This window comes from Saccharothrix deserti, from assembly GCF_009769385.1.
Taxonomy (GTDB): domain Bacteria; phylum Actinomycetota; class Actinomycetes; order Mycobacteriales; family Pseudonocardiaceae; genus Actinosynnema; species Actinosynnema deserti.
The window spans coordinates 199,660-219,842 of the sequence record NZ_ML775960.1 but is presented as its reverse complement, the minus strand read 5'-3'; the positions used below and the strand labels follow the sequence as shown (position 1 = coordinate 219,842).

Genomic DNA, 20,183 nt, shown 5'->3' with positions numbered 1-20,183 from the left:
GACGGGTGACGCGCCATGCGCTGGGCTACGCTCCCGCATGATCCGGCATGGGGTGCAATCGCGCTCCTGCCTGCGAGATTTGAGTAGCGGTCGAAGGCAACTGAGGAGGCGGCGAGCAGTGGGCCTGAAGGAGGGCACCAGGGCAGCCCGGCTGGCGAAGGTCGGCGGGCTGGTCGGCCTGGTCGGCGTCGGGGCCACGGGTTGCTCCACGGAAGAGGTGCTGCGCTTCGGTTGGCCGGTGGCCGTGACGCCGCAGGCCGAGGCGATGCGCGAGCTGTGGACCTGGTCGGTCGTCGCGGCACTCGCGGTCGGTGTGATCGTGTGGGGTCTGATCCTCTGGTCGGTCGCGTTCCACCGCAAGAAGAGCGAGGAACTGCCCCGCCAGGTCGCCTACAACCTGCCGTTGGAACTCGTGCTGCTGGTCGTGCCGACGATCATCGTGGCGGTCTTGTTCTACTTCACCGCCGTGACGCAGAACTACGTCACGGACAAGAGCAAAGACCCCGACGTGACGGTCGACGTGATCGCGTTCCAGTGGAACTGGGAGTTCCAGTACCCCGGGTTCAAGACCAACGACGCCCGGCTGCCGGTGAGCACCGTCGGCTCGTCCGGCGAGATCCCGCTGCTGGTCGTGCCGCAGGGCCGGTCGATCCGCTTCAACCTGCGGTCGACCGACGTCATCCACTCGTTCTACGTGCCCGAGTTCCACTTCAAGCGGGACGTCTTCCCCGAGCCGGAGAAGAACAACCAGGACAACTCGTTCCAGATCGACCAGATCGACCGGACCGGGTCGTTCGTCGGGCGGTGTGCCGAGCTGTGCGGCGTCTACCACGCGGTGATGAACTTCGAGGTCAGGGCGCTGTCGCCGGGTGACTTCGACCGGTACATGTACCTGCGGCAGTCCACCAACCGGGCCACCGGCCAGCCGTACACGGCCGCCGAGGCGCTGACCGAGATGGACTGCGGCGAGCTGTGCACGCCGCACGCCGTGACGACCAAGCCCTTCGACACCGACCGGACTGTCCGCGAGGCGTCCGGCGGCGGGAAGTAGGAGGACGCTGCGATGAAGGTCGAAGCACGCATTTTTGACTTGGTGATGGCGTTCTCGTTCCTGATGGCCGTCGTGTACGGCTACTGGACTTGGGCGGACACCGGCGCGGTCGAGCCGACCGGGACGGTGGCGCTCGCGCTGACCGGCGGGTTGGCGCTCATCGTCGGCACGTACTTCCGGTTCGTCGCCCGGCGCATCGAGGTGCGGCCCGAGGACAACGCGGACGCCGAGATCAGCGACGGTGCCGGTGAGCTGGGCTTCTTCAGCCCCGGCAGCTACTGGCCGATCGCTCTGGCGGCGGCTGCCGCGACGGGCGGGGTGGCGTTGGCGTTCTGGCACGTCTGGCTGCTGGTGATCGCGGTCGTGCTGGTGCTGATCGCCGTCGGCGGTCTCGTGTTCGAGTACCACACCGGTCCGAGCCACGACTGACCTGGGCTTTTCGGGGGCCACCTTTCGGGTGGCCCCCTTTTTCGTGCTCGTGGGGCTTCCGGCCTTCAGGCCGCGTTCGAGTTCTGGTAGCTGTCCACGTATTCCTGTTCGGACAGTTCCAGGATGCGGTAGACGATCTCGTCGGTGACCGAGCGGAGCACCGGCAGCGACTCGTGCATGCCCGCGTAGCGGTCGAAGCGCAGCGGCTTGCCGAACCGGATGGTGACCGGGCGGATGCGGGGCAGCTTGCGGTCGACCGGCTGCACCTTGTCCGTGCCGATGAGACCGACCGGGACGACCGGTGCGCCGGACTCCAGCGCCATCCGCGCCACGCCCGTGCGGCCGCGGTGGAGGCGGCCGTCCAGCGAGCGCGTGCCCTCCGGGTAGATGGCGAACGCGCCGTCGTCGGCCAGGATCGCCTTGGCGGTGTCCAGCGAGGCCCTGGCGGCCCTGCCGAGGCCGCGGTGGACGGGGACGTGGCCCAGGGAGCCGAAGAAGTAGCGGGAGAGGGCTCCCTTGACGCCCTTGCCCTCGAAGTACTCGGCCTTGGCCAGGAACGCGACGCGGCGCGGCACCACCATCGGGATGACGATGCTGTCGATGAACGACAAGTGGTTCGGCGCGAGGATCACCGGACCGTCGGTGGGCACGTTCTCCAGCCCCTCGACGGTCGGCCGGTAGACCAGCCGCGCCGTGGGCGCCACCACTCGCTTCATCACCGTGTAGAGCATGCTCACAGCATGACCGGCCGCTGTTACCCGGCGGTGAAAAGGTGGCAGTCGTCTCCGGCCTGGGTGTAGGGGTGCAGCCGGATGGGTTAGAGGACGTGGTCCGAGGCGTGCGTGGCCCCAATGGCGTGCGGCGGCAGGGGCTTACGGCGCTGGGGCCTGCCGCGGAAGGGCGTGCGGCGGCACGGCGTGCACGGGTGGGCGTGCGGCGGGGTGGTGGGCGGCCAGCGGGTGGCGTGTGGGCATGCGGCGCGAGGGCGTGTGGCGGTGAGCCGGTCGCCGGATGCGCGGGCAGTTATCCATCGTGTGCCGGCGGTTATCCACAGGCGGGCGTCCTGAACCGGCACACCGTCGGTCCTACCGGGCAGAATAAAAACAGGGGTCCCCTGGAGGCGACCCCTGCGAAGCATGGCTTGCGCTCGCGGCGGAACGGACAGCGGTCCCGGTCAGGCGTCGGCGAGGGCCGTCTTCAGCTCGGTCGAGCGCGCCGCCCACCGCCGCAGCAGGTCCGCCGCCGCGCCGGAGTCGACCGCCTCGGCGGCCCGGCCCATCGCGTCCGCGATGTCCGCGTGCAGGTCACCCGACAGCCCGGCGTGCGCCGCCAGCGCGCCGGCCGCGTTGAGCAGCACCGCGTCCCGCACCGCACCCGGCTTCCCGGCCACCAGGTCGCGCACGACCTCCGCGTTGAACGACGCGTCACCGCCCCTGAGGTCCTCCGGCAACGCCGCCGCGACACCCAGCACCGACGGGTCGATCCGGTCCGCCCTCACCGCACCGCCGTCGGCCACCCACACCGACGTCGTGGTGGTCGTGGTGATCTCGTCCAACCCGTCGTCACCGCGCACGACCAGCATCGTGTTGCCCCGACGTGCGAAAACACCCGCGATCAACGGTGCCGCCGACGCACGGGCACACCCGATCAGACCCACCTTCGGCTGCGCCGGGTTGGTCAACGGCCCCAACAGGTTGAACGACGTCGGGATGCCGATCTCCCGCCGGGGCGCGCCCGCGTGCCGGAAACCGGGGTGGAACACCGGGGCGAAGCAGAACCCGATCCCCAGTTCCTCGACCGTCTGCTGCACGCCCAACGGCGGCAGGTCGATGGCCACGCCCAACGCCTCCAGCACGTCCGCCGTGCCGCACTTCGACGACGCCGCGCGGTTGCCGTGCTTCACCACCGGCACGCCGGCGGCGGCGGTCACGATCGCCGCCATGGTCGAGATGTTCACCGACCCGGAGCCGTCGCCGCCCGTGCCGACGATGTCCGCCGCACGCCCTTCCACCGTGAACCGGCGGGCGTGCCGGAGCATCATCGTGGCGATGCCGTCGACTTCCTCCGGCGTCTCGCCCTTCGCCCGCAGCGCCACCGCGAACGCGGCGATCTGCGCCGGGGTGGCGGCGCCGGACATCACCTGGTCCATGGCCCAACCCGTGTCGTCCTGGGTCAGGTCGACGCGGTCGATGAGCTGGTTCAGCAGTGACGGCCAGGTGCGGTCCACGGTCGTCATCGGGTCATCAGCCCCGGACGACGGGCAGGGCCGTCGACCGCAGCACCTCGGCCACGGTCTCGGCGGCGGCCAGCGGGTCGAGCGGGTGCACCAGCACCGCGTCCGCCTGCGACCACGTCGCCAGCCACCGGTCGTCCTTGCGGCGCACCGCGACGACGATCGGCGGGCAGTCGGTGATCTCGTTCTTCAGCTGCCGGGACAGGCCCATGCCACCGGTCGGCTGCGCCTCGCCGTCGAGGATCGCCAGGTCGACGCCGCCGTTGTCCATCTCGTACAGGACATCGGCGACCGAACCCACCTCGACGTACTCGACGCGCCCCAGGTCGGGCGCGGGACGGCGCCCCACCGCAGTGATGATCGTCTCACGCACCTCGGGGCGGTGGCTGAACACCAGGATCCTGGTCGTGTGCGTGCTCATCTGCGCGATCCTCCGGCGGGTCGGGTGCCAGGTGACGCAGATGTTATCCGGCTAACGTCCCGCGACTTGCAGTGCGTCCCACCCGATCCAGTCGCCGCCCAGCCGCTGGGCCAGGCTCGCCATCCGGGCCCGCTCCTGAGCGCAGTGCAACGCGTCCAGCTGCTGCACCCGCAACGCGTGCCAGCGCCCGTCGAAACGCAGCTCCCAGCCGTCCGGCGCGAGCAGTTCACGCGCGCGTTCTACCTGGTCAGCCGGCAGCACGAGGTGGTGCCGCAGCACCGCGGGCTCGTCGGGCTGCCACCGCGGCGACCTGGCCAGCACGGCCGAGTCGGCCTCGGCGATGTCGAACGCCTCCACCACCACCGACAGCCCCGGTGAATCGATCTCCAGTGCGGGTACACCCCGCCGCGCGCGTCGATCACGCAACCGGCTCAACAACCCCATGACGTCCTCACCGCGCGTGTGACCCAGATGACCTGCGGACCCGCCCAGGACCCGATGGGCGGACGGAAAACCTGCAAGCAATAATGCGTCGTGTGACAACGGCAGCGCCCTCAATCGGCCAGCGCGTGCACTCGCTGAACCGACCGAACATGGTCAGCGTCGGCACGATCGTCTGGCTGTCCAGTGAGCTCATGTTCTTCGCCGGGCTCTTCGCCATGTTCTTCACGGTGAAGGCCCAGAACGAAGGGCACTGGCCACCAGAGCCGACCCACCTGAACGTGCCGTACGCACTGTTCTTCACGATCATCCTGGTGGCCTCCTCGTTCACGTGCCAGTGGGGCGTGTTCGCCGCCGAGCGTGGTGACGTGTTCGGCCTGCGTCGCTGGTACGTCGTGACGCTGATCATGGGCGCGATCTTCGTCGCCGGTCAGGCCGGTGAGTACATCAACCTCGTGCACGAGGGCACCACGATCCCCGGCTCGGCGTACGGCACCGTCTTCTACCTGACGACCGGCTTCCACGGCCTGCACGTGATCGGTGGTCTGATCGCGTTCGGCTACCTGCTGATCCGCACGAAGCTGAGCAAGTTCACGCCCGCGCAGGCGACCTCCGCGATCGTCGTGTCGTACTACTGGCACTTCGTCGACATCGTCTGGATCGGCTTGTTCGCCGTCATCTACATCGTGCCCTGACCAGCTCGAACCCCGAACTCACACCAACAAGGGTTGCCGCACACATGACCACCAACACCACACGGGCCCGGAAGCGCAGCACGAAGCTGCGCAGGCGGATCTCGGGCCTGCTCGCGCTGGGCTTCGCGCTGCTGGCCGCGGGCTTCACGTTCACCGCCCTCGCGCCGCAGCCGCAGACCGCGACGGCGCAGGACGACCCGGCGCAGGTGCGACTGGGCGAGCAGCTCTACAACAACACCTGCATCACCTGTCACGGCAAGAACCTGGACGGCGTCCAGGACCGCGGCCCCAGCCTGATCGGCGTGGGCGAGGCGGCCGTGTACTTCCAGGTGTCCTCGGGCCGCATGCCGATGGCCCGCCAGGAGGCGCAGGCACAGCGCAAGCCCACCAAGTTCACGCCGGAGGAGGTGGACGCGCTCGGCGCGTTCATCCAGTCCCGCGGCGGCGGCCCGCAGACTCCCGAGGAGCGCGGCGAGGCGCTGCGCGGCGAGGACCCGGCCCGCGGCGGCGAGCTGTTCCGGCTCAACTGCTCGGCGTGCCACAACTTCACCGGCCGCGGCGGGGCGCTGTCGTCCGGCAAGTTCGCACCCGAGCTGGACGGCGTGACCGAAGAGCAGCTGTACACCGCGATGCTCACGGGCCCGCAGAACATGCCGAAGTTCTCCGACCGGCAGCTCACGCCGGAGGAGAAGGAAGACATCATCGCTTACATCAAGTCGGTGACCGACGGGAACAACAACCCCGGCGGTGCCCCCCTCGGCGGCCTAGGGCCGGTATCGGAGGGTCTGATCGCGTTCATCGTGGGTATCGCCGGTCTGATCGGCGTGGCCCTCTGGATCGGAGCCAAGGCATGAGCGGCGTGAAGCCGAACGAGCTGCCCGACGAGGCGGAACTCGCCGGGATGAGCCGGGAAGAGCTGGTCAAGCTCGGGACCAGCATGGACGGCGTCGAGCTCGTCCACTACGAGGAGCGCTGGCCGGTCAAGGGCACGCGCGCGGAGAAGCGCGCCGAGCGCCTCGTCGCCCTGTGGTTCACCATCGCCGCGCTCGCGGGCATCGCGTTCCTCGTGGCGTTCATCTGGTGGCCGTGGAAGTACGAGGCCCCGCACGGCACGGAACACATCCTGTACAGCCTGTACACGCCGATCATCGGCCTCACGCTCGGCGTGGCCATCCTGGGCCTGGGCGTCGGCGCGCTGCTGTACACGAAGAAGTTCATCCCGGAGGAGCTGGCCGTCCAGCAGCGCCACGACGGCGGATCGCCCGAGGTCGACAAGGCCACGGTCATCGCCGAACTGGCCGACGCGGGCGTGAGCTCCACGATCGGCCGCCGGTCGCTCATCAAGCGCACCGCGGGCCTCGGCGCCGGCGTGTTCGGCCTCGGCGTGCTGGCCGTGCCGCTCGGCGGTCTGATCAAGAACCCGTGGGCGGACAGCGAGTCGAAGGACTCCCTGTGGCACACCGCGTGGAAGGCCGAGAACGGCGAGAAGGTCTACCTGCGCCGGCACACGGGCGACTTCCACGAGATCGCGCTGGTGCGTCCGGAGGACCTGGACGCCGGTGGTTTCGAAACGGTGTTCCCGTTCCGCGAGTCGGAGCGCGACGACGAAGAAGCCCTGGTCCACGCGTTGAAGCGGGCGGACAGCCCGGTCATGCTCATCCGCCTGCGCCCCGGCCAGGCGGTGACCAAGCGGGCCGGCCAGGAGGACTTCAACTACGGCGACTTCTACGCGTACTCGAAGATCTGCACCCACCTCGGGTGCCCGACTTCGCTGTACGAGCAGCAGACCGGCTTGCTCCTGTGCCCCTGCCACCAGTCGCAGTTCGACGTCTTCCACTACGGCAAGCCCCGGTTCGGCCCGGCGACCCGCGCCCTGCCGCAGCTTCCGATCACGGTGGACGAGGACGGATACTTGATTGCCCGCAGCGACTTCATCGAGGCTGTGGGTCCGGCGTTCTGGGAGCGTAAGTCATGAGCGGCATCACCACGCCGACAAAGCGGCAGGGTGCCGCCGCCCGCGCGGCGGGTGGCGCCGCGAAGTGGGCTGACGACCGGTACCACATGGCCGGTGGCATGCGGAAACAGCTGAACAAGGTGTTCCCGACGCACTGGTCGTTCCTGCTCGGCGAGATCGCGCTGTACAGCTTCATCATCCTGCTGCTGTCCGGCACGTACCTGGCGTTGTTCTTCGACCCCTCCATGGAGGAGGTCGTCTACAACGGCAGCTTCGTGAACCTCCAGGGCATCGAGATGTCCCGGGCGTTCGAGTCGACCCTGCACATCTCGTTCGAGGTGCGCGGCGGTCTGTTCGTGCGCCAGGTCCACCACTGGGCCGCGCTGCTGTTCATGGGCGCGATCGTCGTGCACATGTTCCGGGTGTTCTTCACCGGTGCCTTCCGGCGTCCGCGTGAGATCAACTGGGTCATCGGCATCGTGCTGTTCATGCTCGGCGCGATCGAGGGCTTCCTCGGCTACTCGCTGCCCGACGACCTGCTGTCCGGCACGGGCCTGCGGGTGATGGCGGCGCTGCTGATCTCGTTCCCGGTGGTCGGCACGTGGATCAACTGGCTGGCGTTCGGCGGGGAGTTCCCCGGCACGGAGATCATCCCGCGGCTGTACACGCTGCACATCCTGGTGATCCCGGGCATCATCCTGGCGCTGATCGCGGTGCACGTCGGCCTGGTCTGGTACCAGAAGCACACCCAGTTCCCGGGGGTGGGCCGCAAGGAGACCAACGTCGTCGGCGTGCGCATCATGCCGGTGTTCGCGGCCAAGGGCGGCGGGTTCTTCGCCGTGGTCACGGCGGTCACGGCGATCATGGGCGGCATCTTCCAGATCAACCCGATCTGGAACTTCGGCCCGTACAACGCGTCGCAGGTGTCGGCGGGCGTGCAGCCCGACTGGTACATGGGCTGGACCGACGGTTTGATCCGCCTGTGGCCCGCGTGGGAGCTGTACCTGGGCAACTACACGGTGCCCGCGCCGTTCCTGCCGTTCCTCCTGGGCCTGCCGCTGCTGACCGGTCTCGCGGCGGTGTACCCGTGGATCGAGCGCAAGATGACCAAGGACTACGCGCACCACAACCTGCTCCAGCGCCCGCGTGACGTGCCCGTTCGGACGTCGCTGGGTGCCATGGCGATCTCGTACTTCATGGTGCTGCTGCTCTCGGGCGGCAACGACATCATCGCGATGAAGTTCGACATCTCGCTGAACGCGATGACGTGGATGGGCCGCATCGGCATGCTCCTCGTGCCGCCGCTGGCGTACTTCATCACGTACCGCATCTGCATCGGTCTCCAGCGCGCGGACCGCGAGGTGCTGGAGCACGGTGTGGAGACGGGCATCATCAAGCGCCTGCCGCACGGCGAGTTCATCGAGGTCCACCAGCCGCTGGGTCCGGTGGACGAGCACGGCCACCCCCTGCCCCTGGCCTACCAGGGCGCGTCGGTGCCGAAGAAGATGAACAAGCTGGGTTCGGCCGGGCACCCGGTGCCGGGCAGCTTCCTGACGCCGGACTCGCCGGAGGAGACCGCAGCCCTGGCCCGTGCGCGGGCCGAGCGCGGTGTCGCGGCGGACTCCCTGAGCGCCGAGAACAAGCCCGCGGGCGAACTGGCCGGGAAGCCGGCTCAGCCCGAGGACTGACCGTTCACCGAAAGGGCCCCGCACCTCGTCTGATGGTGCGGGGCCCTTTCGCGTGTCGGGAGGGCGGCGCTCGGCCCGCCCGATGCCGGATTCGCCTGGTTCGCCTTCGGTTGGTTCGACTTCGCCGGGTCGACTTCACCGGGTTCGACGCAGGCGAGCCGAGCCGGACGCGACCACAACGCGTGCGAGCAATGCCCCGCAGGGGTCCCCGCCCAGGGGATCCCTGTTTTTCATTCTGCCGGCGGGGTCCGACAATTTCGGAGAATCAGCAGGTCAGACGAGGTTCGTGACCGGTCGGTCGGTAGTCGCCCCGAGCCGTCCGGAGGGCGGCCGGAGGGTGAACGCCGGCGAGCCGGCGCACGGCGGCATTGGCAGGCGTGCGACGGCTCGGCAGGAAGCGGCAGTGGGCGCGGCGGAACCCCGGTTGGCCGGTGGCCGGTCAGGCGTCTTCGAGGCCGATGGCGAACGCCGCGTCCGTGTCGCGCTTCGAGTACGACCGGAACGAGATGTGGGTGTCCGTGTTCAGCACGCCGGGCACCTTGGAGATGTGGCCGGGCACCAGGTCGGCCAGGTCTTCGTGCCGGGCGACCTTGACCAGGGCGATCAGGTCGACGTCACCGGCGCACGAGTAGACCTCGGTGACGCCCTCGATGTCGGCGATCGCCTGCGCCGCGTCCGGAATGCTCTCGGCGGCGGCCTGGATCAGCACGATCGCGGTGATCACAGCGGTCCTCCACAAATCGTCGGGGTATCGACCGACCACATGCTAGTGGCCCGCCATCCGGTACTGGTCGCGACCGGCCTCGGCGCGTGCCACCCACTCCCGCCACGCGCCGGCGGCGGACGCGGGCGACGTCCACGGCACGTCGCAGTGCACGAGCCGCGTGCCCGGCTGGTCGATCCACCGCAGCACCACGCCGACCTCCTCCGCCGGCGCGCCGAACAGCGGCCCCTCACCCGGGATCACCGTCTCCGCCGACGCCACCAGCGCGTCGACCACCGGCATCGGTCGCGCACCCCGCCGCGCCACCCCTGCCGACGCCAAGCGCCCGTGCCGGACCACGGCGAACTCCCACCCACCGGAGCCGTCCGGACGCGCTGCCACCACCTCGGGCAACGCGGCCAGCCCCGCGAGCCGCTGCGCACGGTCCAGTGAGCGCACCAACGACGACATGCGGTCACGGCGGGTGGCGGCGTCCTCGAAGCGGTGGTCGGAGGCGAATGCGTCGATCTGCGCGGTGAGGCCGTGCAACGGCGCCACGTCCGTCCCGGCGACCAACTGCCGGAACGCGTCGGCGGCCGGCGAGTACTCGTCCACCGACTGCCGTCCCGCGCACGGCGCCTTGCACCGGCCCAACTCGAACAGCGCGCACGGCGTGGCGGACGCGTTGCGCGCCGAGATCCGGATGGAGCACGCCCGCAGCGGCACGGCCTCCAGCACCGCCTCCAGAGCCGCTTCGGCGAGCCTCCGGGACCGGAACGGGCCGAACGCACCGTCCCGAGGCGTGCGGACCACGGAGAGGCGCGGAAACGCCTCGTCCGTCAGCACGAGCCACCACGCCTGCCCCTGGTTCTTGGAACGCCGGTTGTAGGCGGGCTTGTGCGCGGTCAGCAGCCGCAGCTCCCGCACTTCCGCCTCCAACGAGTGCGCGCACTCCACCGCGTCCACCCGAACGGCCAGCGAGACCATCTCCCGCAACCGCCGCCGTCCCTCGCTCGCGGTGAAGTACTGCCGCACCCGCCGACGCAGATCGGACGCCGTGCCGACGTACAGCACCTCCTCCGACGGCCCCCGGAACATGTAGACACCGGGGGTGGACGGCAGGTGCGCGGCGAGCGTCCGCTTCCGCCGCTGCGCCGGCGTCACCTCGGGCAGGTAGGCGACCAGCTCCTCCAGCGAGTGCACCCCGACCGACCCGACCCGCTCCAGCAGGTGGTGCAGCACCTCGACGGTCGCGCGCGCGTCGATCAGGGCGCGGTGGTTCGGCGGCACGGACACGCCGAACAGGTCCGCCAACGCGGACAGCCGGCAGCTCGGCGCCTCGTCACGGCTCAGCACCCGGCGGGCCAGCTTCACCGTGCAGACCACGGTCGGCTTGGGCCACGAGTAGCCGTGGCGGGCGCAGGCGGCCTTGATGAAGCCCACGTCGAAGCCGGAGTTGTGCGCCACCAGCACCGCACCGGCGGCGAACTCCAGGAACGCGGGCAGCACCGTGTCCAGCCGAGGCGCGCCGGTCACCATCAGCTGCGTGATCCCGGTCAGCGCCACGACCTGCGGCGGGATGCCGCGCTCGGGGTCGACGAGCGTCGCGAACTCGCCGATCACCCGCCCGCCGCGCACCTTCACCGCACCGATCTCGGTGATCGAGTCCTCGTCGGCCCGGCCACCCGTGGTCTCCAGGTCGAACACGACGAACGTGGTCTCGCGCAGCGGGGTGCCCAGTTCGTCGAACGTGAGCTGAGTAGTCATCAGCCGGGCAGGGTACGTGCCCCCACCGACAGTGTTGGATTGCCGCTGCTCCGCAGCCGGCGGACGAGGCCACCACCTGCGACTTTTCGCCCCAACCGGACCACCACGCGAGGTCGCGTCGATCGTTCGCGACTCATTTTCCGGCGATCACGCTTTTCGATCGTCGGAAAATCAGACGCGAGCGGTCGACTTCCAGGCGACCGAGCCCGCCGTCTCCGGAGGAGCGGCAATCAAACACAGCTAGCCTATTGGGGTGCAGGAGCCGATCGTGCCCGCGGACGAGGCGGACGACCTGGTGGCCGAGGAGCCCGACCAGGCCGTCGAGTCCACTGTGGACTGGTCCGCCCTGCCCGAACCGCTGCGGGTGCGGCTCGCGGAGTTGTGCGCGGATGCGTTGGGGGAGTTGGCGAAAGTCGACATCCCCCAGTCCCTGCGCGCGGTGGCGCGGTTCGCGCCCACCAAACGCGCGCGGCTGGGGGCGCCCGCGTTGCTCGGCGGGCTGAAGGCGTCGGCGAACTTCCGCGCCGCGGTCGTCGAGTGGCTGCAGCGCAACCGGCCGGCCGCGCTGGAGGTGACGTCGCCGGACCCGGTGGCGGCGGGCGCGGCGGCGATCCTCCAGGGCGAGGAGGTCGCGGCCCACTTCATCGAACTCGTCGGCAGGCGCGTGGCGGACGCCTCCCTGCGCTCCGAGCGTGACCTGGCGGCGCAGCGCGCGGAACGGCTCGAGGTCGAGTTGGAGCGGCTCAAGGCGGAACGGGCCGAGGTGGGCGGTGCCGCGGACAAGATCCGCGAAGAGGCCGAGGTCGAGCTGGAACGGCTGCGCAAACGGTTGCGGGAGCAGGGCGTGCGGCTGCGCGAGGCCAAGGACCGGGCCGAGTCGGCGGCGGCCGAGGTGGAGCGGGTCCGAGCGGAGGCCGAGGCCGAGTTGCGCCGGTTGACCGCGGAACGGGACCGCGAGCGTGAACGCGCCGAGCACGAACGCGCCAAGGCGCGGCGGGCCGTGGCGGACGCCGAGGTGGCGCGCCAGTCGGCCAAGGAGGCCCGCCAGGCCGACGAGGTGCGGTTGGCCCTGCTCGTGGACACCCTGGACGGCGCGGTGAACGGCCTGCGCCGGGAACTGGCCCTGGGCGGGGCGGGGCCCCGGCCCGCGGACCTGGTCAGGGGCGCGAGCGCGGCGCAGGGCGCGGTCGGGCGGGTGGAGGACCCGGCGGCGTTGGACCGGCTGTTGGCGCTGCCCGCCGTTCACTTGATCGTGGACGGCTACAACGTCACCAAGACCGGCTACCCCGAGCTGTCGCTGTCCGATCAGCGGGACCGCCTGGTGCACCAGTTGGCCGTGTTGGCGGCGCGCACCGGTGCGGAGGTGACGTTGGTGTTCGACGGCGCGGGCGTGGTGGCCGTGCCGACGTCCGCGCCGCGCGGGGTCCGGGTCCTGTTCAGCGATCCCGGTGTGCTGGCGGACGACGTGATCAGGGCTTTGGTGACGGCCGAGCCGGAAGGCCGTCCGGTGGTCGTGGTGACGTCCGATCGGGCGGTGGCCGATTCCGTCCGGCGGCGGGGCGCGCATCCGGTGCCGTCCGCGGTGCTGTTGGCCCGCTTGGGCCGGGTGTGACCCAAATCGTTTTTTTAACACCACCGGCGGTCACACGACCAGGTCACAGCTAGGCCGTTCGAGAACCTGAGGCGGCCGGAGCGGTTTTCGTCCCCCCGCTAGTGGACGGCGGGACTCACTTTTCGTAACCTAGCCGAGATCTCGCGGCGGGCAGCGGTCCATCCTGGACGGCGACGCGAGTTCACCGCCGTATCGGCCTGTCGGGGAGCCGAGCCGGACACTCGAACCAGAGGACTGCCGGGCTGCGTCATGCGCCCGGCCGGTAGGCGGTTCACACGAAGGAGACACACGCGACTGTGGCGTCGCAACGACTCAAGCGCGGCCTGCGCGGGGCGATGGCGGCCACGGCGGTGGCCGCTGCCGCGGTGGGCGTCATGCCCGTACCCGCCGGAGCTCAGCCGAACACCCCCGCGAACGCCTCCGAGGCGCTGAAGAAGTACAACGAGCTGGCCGAACAGGCCACGAAGCTCAACGAAGAGGTTCTGCGCGCCGAGGAACAGCGCACCGCCAACCAGGCGAAGCTGGACGAGGCGAACGCGGCCCTCGCGCAGGCGACCCAGGCCGGCGAACAGGCGAAGACCGACGAGGAGACCTTCCGGGTCCAGGTCGACAAGCTCACCGAGGCGTCGTTCGAGGGCGCCCGGTTCAACCAGCTGTCGGCGTTGCTGGTGTCCGACTCCCAGCAGGACTTCCTCAACCGCATGTCCGCGCTCGGCGTGCTCGCGTCGGACAACAACGAAGCCCTCGGCCTGCTCTCCGGCGCCGTCAACGCGGCCGAGGACGCACGCCAGAAGGCGGCTGCCGCCCAGGGCGCCGCACAGGCCGCGACCGACGAGGCGAACCGGATCGCCGACGACATCAAGAAGCGGCAGTCCGAGCTGCAGGGCCAGATCACCGAGGTCAAGAACCAGCTCAACCGGCTGACCGCCCAGGAGAAGAACACGCTGGGCAGCGTCGGCGTGAAGGTCAACGTCAACGTGCCCGCGGGCGCGGCGGGTACCGCCCTGCAGTTCGCCTTGGACCAGCAGGGCGACATGTACCTGTACGGCGCGACCGGCCCGGACCGCTGGGACTGCTCCGGCCTGACGTCGAAGGCCTACGCGGCGGCGGGTGTGACCATCCCGCGCACTTCCGGTGGCCAGGCGGGCGCCGGGCGGCCGGTGACCCGTGCCGAGGTCAAGGCGGGCGACCTGATCATCTACAACGGCGGCAACCACGTGGGCATGGCGGTGGACAACGGGCGGGTCGTGCACGCGTCCACCGACGGTGTTCCGGTCAAGGTCGTGTCGCTGGAGTCCCCGGGCAGCATCTACGCCATGCGTCGCATCGAGGGCTGACAGCCGTCGTCCAGCAGGGCCATCCTGAACGGGGTGGCCCTGCTGATGACTTTGGAGGCTCGTGAGCCGCTTTCGGGTCCTGTTGGCCGCGTTGGTGGCCGTGACCTTCCTCACCGGACTGGGCGTGGCCGTGGTCCCGGTGAGCCCGTCCATGCCCTCGGCGTCCGCCGACACCGTCTCCTCACCGCGCGCGGACGCGATCCGGTCGCTGCTCGAACGGCGGGCGCGGGCGTTGCTGGAGCGCGACGAGACGGCGTTCACCGCGGACCTCGACCCGCAGGCCGACCCCGGTTTCCGGCAACGGCAGCGCGACCTGTTCCGCAACCTCGCCGCCGTGCCGCTGGCCGAGTGGGAGTACCGACTGGAGGGCGAGACGGATCTCTCCGCGCTCGACCTGCCCGCCGGCGACGAGTGGTGGGCGCCGGACGTGCGGCTGTCCTACCGGCTCAGCGGCGTGGACGTGGAGCCGAGCAGCCAGGGCATGGCGTACCTGTTCACCCGGCGCGGCGACCAGTGGTACCTCAACTCCGACACCGCGCTGGAGCCGATCGGCAAGCGGACCTGGCGCGGGCCGTGGGACTTCGGGCCGTGCCACGTGCTCACCGGCACCGGCGGGTTCGTGCTGAGCCACCCCGGCGGCGAGGTGCTGGCCGCGCGGGTGCTGGCGGAGTTGGACGGCGCGGTGACCGCGGTGACCGAGGTGTGGGGCGCGGCGTGGTCGCGTCAGGTGGCCGTGCTGATCCCGGCGAGCGCGGAGGAGATGGTCGCGCTGGTCGGACCCGGCTTCGCCACCGGGTCGATCGCGGGTGTCGCGGTGGCCGACCGGATCGACCCCGACACGCACACCGCTCGCGGTCAACGGGTGGTGCTGAACCCGGACAGCGCGGGTGTGTTGTCGCCGTTGTCGTTGCGGGTGCTGCTGCGGCACGAGATCACGCACATCGCGGCGCGCGGGGAGACGGTGGACGGGGCGCCCATGTGGGTGCTGGAGGGGTTCGCCGACTACGTGGGCTACCGGCGCAGTGACGTGCCGCCGCGCAAGGCCGCGCCGTTGCTGGCCGCGCAGGTGCGGCAGGGGTTGCCGACCGCTCTGCCGGCGGACGGAGACTTCCGCGGCGCCGCGATGGAGTTGGCGTACCAGCAGTCGTGGTCGCTGAACCTGTACCTCGCGTCGTCGTTGGGGGAGCCGGGGTTGGTGCAGCTGTACCGGCGGCTGGCGCGGGTTCGGGCGTCCGAAGTGGACGGCGTGCTGGTGGAGGTCACCGGTGACGACACGGCGGCGTTGGTGCGGGGCTGGCAGGACTTCCTGCGGCAGGCGTTTCCCTGACTTCGCGGTCCCGTAACGTGGGTGCGTGCGTCGGACCCTGTTGGTGACCAATGACTTCCCGCCACGGCCCGGCGGTATCCAGGCCTACCTGCACGCGTTGGCCGTGCGGCTGCCCGAGTTGGTGGTGTACGCGCCGTCGTGGGAATCGGCCGCGGGCTCGCACCCGTCGTTCGACGCGGCCCAGCCGTTCGAGGTGGTGCGGCATCCGGGGACGTTGATGCTGCCCACACCGGACGTGGTGCGGCGTGCGTCGGACATCCTGCGTGGAGCGCGCTGTGAGGCCGTGTGGTTCGGGGCGGCGGCGCCGTTGGCGTTGATGACGTCCCGGTTGCGGGCCGCTGGTGCTTCGCGGGTGGTGGCTTCCACGCACGGGCACGAGGTCGGGTGGTCGATGCTGCCGGGGGCGCGGCAGGCGTTGCGGCGCATCGGGTCGGACGTGGATGTGGTGACGTTCGTGAGCCGGTACACGCGGTCGCGGTTCGCGGCGGCGTTCGGGCCTTTGGCGGCTTTGGAACACCTGCCGTCCGGTGTGGACACGTCGGTTTTCGCGCCTTCTCCAGCCGAGCGTGAGGCGGTGCGGGCGCGGTACGGGTTGGGTGACCGGCCGGTGGTGGTGTGCGTGTCGCGGCTCGTGCCGCGGAAGGGGCAGGACGTGCTGGTGCGGGCGTTGCCGGAGATCCGGCGGCAGGTGCCCGACGCGGCGTTGCTGCTGGTGGGCGGTGGGCCGTACCGGAAGACGTTGGAACGGCTGGCCGCTTCGGTCGGGGTGTCGGATCACGTCGTGCTGACCGGGTCCGTGCCGTGGGAGGAGCTGCCCGCGCACTACAACGCGGGTGACGTGTTCGCCATGCCGTGCCGGACGCGGGGGCGTGGGCTGGACGTCGAGGGCCTCGGCATCGTGTACCTGGAGGCGTCGGCCACCGGCCTGCCGGTCGTGGCGGGCCGCTCCGGGGGCGCACCGGAGACGGTGCGCGACGGCGTGACCGGGCGCGTGGTCGACGGCCGTGAGGTCACGGAGGTCGCCACCACCATCGCCACCCTCCTGGCCGACCCGGGCACCGCCGCCAAGATGGGCGCCGCCGGCCGCGAATGGGTCACCGCCAACTGGCGCTGGGACGCCCTGGCCGACCGCCTGGCCACCTTGATCAACACCTGAACGTTCAACACACCGCCCGCGAACGTAGGACACACCGCCCGCGAACGTAGGACACACCGGTTCTGAACGTAGGACACACCCGACCTGAGTGTTCGACTCTCGCGTATGTCCTACGTTCGCGTTGGGTGTGTCCTCCGTTCCGGAGGGGTGTGTCCTACGTTCGGGAGGTCGGGCCGGGTGCGGCGGGGTGATCATCACCCAAGGCCAGGTGGACGGCGGCCAGTTCGGTGCGGGCGGAGCGTTCGGTCACGCGGAGGCCCAGGGTCGCGGTGAGGGTCACGGCTTGGGTGGCGAGGGTTTTCGCCTCGGTGAGTTGGCCCAGGAGTCTGCGGACGGTCGCCAATCCCACCAGGGCGCGAGCCTCGCCGGGGAGGTAGCCGATTCGGCGGGCCTTGGTGAGGGCCTGCTGGAACTGCTCGTCGGCGGTGCGGAGGGAGCCGAGGCCGCGGTTCGCGGAGGCCATCACCACCAGGACGTTCGTGGTGATCCGCTGGTCGCCGTCCTCGCGCAGTTCGGCCAACGCCCGGTCGGCCAGCGCCAGCGCCTCGGCGTGTTCACCGAGGTCCAGGCGCACGGACGCGATGCTCTCCAAGGCCCGTGCGGCGGCCTCGTGGAACCCCGCCTCGGTCGACAGGCGCAACGCTTCGGACAGGTGGGACAGCGCGCGCTGCGGCTCACTCATGAGCTGTGACGCCACGCCCAACAACGTCAACGCGGTGATCTCACTGCCGCGCAACCCGTGCTCCACGCTGATCGCCAGCGCCTCACCCAGCAGGTCCACCGCCTCGGCCAGCTCACCGGTCTCGATCGCCAGCACGCCCAACCCGGTCAGCACACCCGTCTCACCCGACCGCGGCCCGCCGGACTCGCGCTTCAACGCCAGGCACGTCTCCAGGTCGTTCCGCGCCGACGCCAGGTCACCGGACTCCAGCCGCACCACACCGAGGTTCTCCCGCACCCCCGCCTCGGACTCCAGGTCACCGGACATCCGGTGCAGCTCGACGGCCCGCGTGTAGTGCGCGATCGACGTCTCGAAGTCGCCGAGCCGCCAGTGCAGCGTGCCCAGGTTCTGGTGCATCGCCGCCTCACCCGCGACGTCACGCTGCTCGTGCGCCGCGTCCAACCCGTACTGCGCGGTCGACAGCCACTCGGTGACGTGCTTGCCGATCCACAGGTACCCGCGCAGCGCGTCGGCCAGCCGCCACGACACCGCGGCCGGCCCGCGCTCGGCCGCCGAACGGATCGCCGCGGTCAGGTTCGCCCGCTCCGCGTCCAGCCACGCCCGCGCCTGCGCCGCCGTCTCGATTTGCGGCAGCCGCACCGCCCGCCCGGCCGGCGCGGGCAACCGCATCAGGTCCGGGTACAACAGCTCGGCGCAGTGGTCCACCGCACGCACGTAGAACTCCAGCAGCCGCACGCGCGCCGCACCCACCTCGTCGGCCGGCGCCGCGTCCGCGACCGACGCGGCGAACCGCGCCAGCTCGTCGTGGAACGCGAACCGCCCCGCCCCGGAGCGCACCAGCCGCGCCCTGGTCAGCTGGTCGAGCAGCGCGGCGGCCTCCGGCACCGGCAGGTCGGCCGCGTTCGCCGCCGCCTCGGTGGTGAAGTCCGGCCCCGGCACCACGCTCAGCAACCCGAACAGCCGCCGCGCGCCCGGCGTCAGCGCGGCGTGCGCGAGGTCCAGCGGATGGCGCCCGCCCAACCGGTTCAGGTACCGCGCCACCGACCCGCCGCCCACCGACGCCGCCACGATGTCCAACGTCAACGGCAGGTGCCCGCAACGCCGCGCCAACTCCTCCGCCGCCTGCCCGGACCGCCGCAGCAGGGCCAGCGACTCGTGCGGCTCGAACACGTCCAGCCCGACCCGGCGGGCGCCGTCGACGGCGATCAGCCCGCGCAGGTCGTCCCGGCTGGTCACCAGCACCGGACAGCTCGCCGCACCCGGCAGCAGCGGCCGCACCTGGTCCGGCGCGGCGGCGTTGTCCAGCACCAGCAGCATCCGCCGACCGGTCAGCAACGACCGGAACAGGGTGCTCTGCTCGTCCACGTCCACCGGGATCTGCTCCGGTGGCACGCCGAGCGCCCGCAGGAACCGGGTCAGCACCTCCACCACCGGCGTCGCCGGTCCGGGCGCGTACCCGCGCAGGTCCACGTACAGCCGACCGTCCGGGAACCGGTCCCGCAGCCGGTGCGCCACGTGCACCGCCAACGCCGTCTTGCCCACACCCGGCACGCCCGTCAGCGCCACGATCGGCACGGCGGTGCGCGGCTCGTCCGGCGCGATCAGCCGCGAGATCCGGTCCACCAGCTCGACCCGCCCGACGAACTCCGGCACGTCCGGCGGCAGCTGGTCCGGCACGTCGGGGTCGGCCCGTTCGGCGGGCGCGGCCAGGCTCGGGTCGCCGACCAGGATCGCCTGGTGCAGCCGGCGCAGCGCCGCGCCCGGCTCGATGCCCAGCTGCTCGTCCAGCATCCGGTCGACCAGCCGGAACGCCTCCAGCGCCTCGGCCTGCCTGCTGGCCCGGTACAGCGCCACCATCAGCTGCGCCCAGAACCGCTCCCGCAGCGGGTGGTCCGCGGTCAACGACCGCAGCAGCGGCACCAGCCGCTCGTGGTTGCCCAACGCGAGCTCGACGTCGTTGCGCTCCTCGTGCACCACCAGCAGCCGTTCGGCCAGCCTCGGCACCTCGTCGTCGCGCAACGCCTCCGACGGCACGTCCGACAGCGCCGGACCGCGCCACAGGTTCAACGCCTCCGCGTACAGCTCGGCCGCGTCCACCAGGTGCCCGGACTGCGCGGCCTGCCGGGCGAGGCCCGCCGTGGTGGTGAACCGGTGCACGTCCACGTGCTCCGGCGGCACCACCAACCGGTAGCCGTCCGAAGTGGTCCGGATCAGCGACGGGTCGCCCAGGAGTTGCCGAAGCCGCATGACGTAGGTCTGCAACGTGCCGCGAGTGCGGGCGGGCGGGTCGTCGCCCCACAGGAACGAGACCAATTCGCCAATTGAGACGACCCGGCCGGCGCGCAGTGACAACGCGGCCAGCAGCGCACGGTGCTTACCCGCCCGAACCGACACCGGTCGACCCTGTATGCGCACTTCAAGCGGGCCGAGAAGGCCGAACCACGGCCCAGCGCCCATCCGCCTGCGTCCCCTCGTTCAGCCTCCCCGCGGCACAGCCTAGGACGGGCGCTGACGGCCCGAGTCATCGCCGCGTCAGCGATACGACAGCGCGTTCGGGCACTCTTTGACTCGTCCCGGTTGGGGGACCGGGACAACACAACTTCTCGGGTCCGCGTCAGCGGATACGCGATCACTGGGGGTCGGGTGGCCCACACCGCAAGGTGTGGGCCACCCGTCTGTTTACGGGC

At 70.9% G+C, this 20,183-nt stretch carries 17 protein-coding genes; 10 read left to right on the top strand and 7 right to left on the bottom strand.

What is annotated here, in order from left to right; all coding sequences use genetic code 11:
- Positions 1 to 118: 118 nt before the first annotated feature.
- Positions 119 to 1,051, top strand: coding sequence for an aa3-type cytochrome oxidase subunit II (ctaC, locus tag FM051_RS03220; RefSeq protein WP_158840451.1), 933 nt, complete (start codon positions 119 to 121; stop codon positions 1,049 to 1,051).
- A 12-nt stretch (positions 1,052 to 1,063) separates the two neighbouring features.
- Positions 1,064 to 1,480, top strand: coding sequence for a cytochrome c oxidase subunit 4 (locus FM051_RS03215; protein WP_158840449.1), 417 nt, complete (start codon positions 1,064 to 1,066; stop codon positions 1,478 to 1,480).
- 65 nt (positions 1,481 to 1,545) lie between these two features.
- On the opposite strand, the gene FM051_RS03210 is transcribed toward FM051_RS03215, so the two are convergent.
- From FM051_RS03210 to FM051_RS03195, 4 genes are all read right to left on the bottom strand, one after another.
- Positions 1,546 to 2,211: a lysophospholipid acyltransferase family protein gene (locus tag FM051_RS03210; protein WP_158840447.1), complete on the bottom strand. Its 666-nt coding sequence runs from the start codon at positions 2,209 to 2,211 to the stop codon at positions 1,546 to 1,548.
- 443 nt (positions 2,212 to 2,654) lie between these two features.
- Positions 2,655 to 3,716, bottom strand: a complete 1,062-nt coding sequence (gene trpD / locus FM051_RS03205; RefSeq protein ID WP_158840445.1) for an anthranilate phosphoribosyltransferase — start codon at positions 3,714 to 3,716, stop codon at positions 2,655 to 2,657.
- Positions 3,717 to 3,723: 7 nt separating this feature from the next.
- Complete coding sequence (locus FM051_RS03200) at positions 3,724 to 4,134, bottom strand: hypothetical protein (RefSeq protein ID WP_158840443.1); 411 nt, start codon at positions 4,132 to 4,134, stop codon at positions 3,724 to 3,726.
- A gap of 51 nt (positions 4,135 to 4,185) precedes the next feature.
- Complete coding sequence (locus FM051_RS03195; RefSeq protein ID WP_158840441.1) at positions 4,186 to 4,578, bottom strand: hypothetical protein; 393 nt, start codon at positions 4,576 to 4,578, stop codon at positions 4,186 to 4,188.
- Between the two features lie 83 nt (positions 4,579 to 4,661).
- On the opposite strand from FM051_RS03195, the gene ctaE reads away from it, so the two are divergent.
- From ctaE to qcrB, 4 genes are read left to right on the top strand one after another with little or no spacing between them, the layout of a single operon-like run.
- Complete coding sequence (gene ctaE, locus FM051_RS03190) at positions 4,662 to 5,270, top strand: aa3-type cytochrome oxidase subunit III (RefSeq protein WP_158840439.1); 609 nt, start codon at positions 4,662 to 4,664, stop codon at positions 5,268 to 5,270.
- A 44-nt stretch (positions 5,271 to 5,314) separates the two neighbouring features.
- Complete coding sequence (gene qcrC / locus FM051_RS03185) at positions 5,315 to 6,124, top strand: cytochrome bc1 complex diheme cytochrome c subunit (protein ID WP_158840437.1); 810 nt, start codon at positions 5,315 to 5,317, stop codon at positions 6,122 to 6,124.
- Complete coding sequence (gene qcrA / locus FM051_RS03180) at positions 6,121 to 7,245, top strand: cytochrome bc1 complex Rieske iron-sulfur subunit (protein WP_158840435.1); 1,125 nt, start codon at positions 6,121 to 6,123, stop codon at positions 7,243 to 7,245. The genes qcrC and qcrA overlap by 4 nt, the downstream gene beginning before the upstream one ends.
- Complete coding sequence (qcrB, locus tag FM051_RS03175; RefSeq protein ID WP_158840433.1) at positions 7,242 to 8,912, top strand: cytochrome bc1 complex cytochrome b subunit; 1,671 nt, start codon at positions 7,242 to 7,244, stop codon at positions 8,910 to 8,912. The genes qcrA and qcrB overlap by 4 nt, the downstream gene beginning before the upstream one ends.
- A 439-nt stretch (positions 8,913 to 9,351) precedes the next feature.
- On the opposite strand, the gene FM051_RS03170 is transcribed toward qcrB, so the two are convergent.
- On the bottom strand, positions 9,352 to 9,636 hold the full coding sequence (locus tag FM051_RS03170) for an Lrp/AsnC family transcriptional regulator (RefSeq protein WP_158840431.1): 285 nt from the start codon (positions 9,634 to 9,636) through the stop codon (positions 9,352 to 9,354).
- A gap of 42 nt (positions 9,637 to 9,678) precedes the next feature.
- Entirely contained in the window at positions 9,679 to 11,382 is a 1,704-nt protein-coding gene (locus FM051_RS03165) for a DEDD exonuclease domain-containing protein (RefSeq protein ID WP_158840429.1), read from the bottom strand.
- A 253-nt stretch (positions 11,383 to 11,635) separates the two neighbouring features.
- Between FM051_RS03165 and FM051_RS03160 the strand changes: the two genes are divergently transcribed.
- The 4 genes from FM051_RS03160 to FM051_RS03145 all read left to right on the top strand — a co-directional run bounded on the left by FM051_RS03160 (position 11,636) and on the right by FM051_RS03145 (position 16,814).
- On the top strand, positions 11,636 to 12,994 hold the full coding sequence (locus FM051_RS03160) for an NYN domain-containing protein (RefSeq protein WP_420803564.1): 1,359 nt from the start codon (positions 11,636 to 11,638) through the stop codon (positions 12,992 to 12,994).
- 296 nt (positions 12,995 to 13,290) lie between these two features.
- On the top strand, positions 13,291 to 14,331 hold the full coding sequence (locus FM051_RS03155) for a C40 family peptidase (RefSeq protein WP_158840427.1): 1,041 nt from the start codon (positions 13,291 to 13,293) through the stop codon (positions 14,329 to 14,331).
- Positions 14,332 to 14,392: 61 nt separating this feature from the next.
- The gene (locus FM051_RS03150) at positions 14,393 to 15,658 is read left to right on the top strand and encodes a hypothetical protein (protein WP_158840425.1); all 1,266 of its coding nucleotides are present in this window, start codon (positions 14,393 to 14,395) and stop codon (positions 15,656 to 15,658) included.
- Between the two features lie 25 nt (positions 15,659 to 15,683).
- Complete coding sequence (locus tag FM051_RS03145) at positions 15,684 to 16,814, top strand: glycosyltransferase family 4 protein (protein ID WP_158840423.1); 1,131 nt, start codon at positions 15,684 to 15,686, stop codon at positions 16,812 to 16,814.
- Between the two features lie 154 nt (positions 16,815 to 16,968).
- Here FM051_RS03145 and FM051_RS03140 read toward each other — a convergent pair whose 3' ends face one another.
- Complete coding sequence (locus tag FM051_RS03140; RefSeq protein WP_158840421.1) at positions 16,969 to 19,890, bottom strand: AfsR/SARP family transcriptional regulator; 2,922 nt, start codon at positions 19,888 to 19,890, stop codon at positions 16,969 to 16,971.
- Positions 19,891 to 20,183 lie beyond the last annotated feature (293 nt).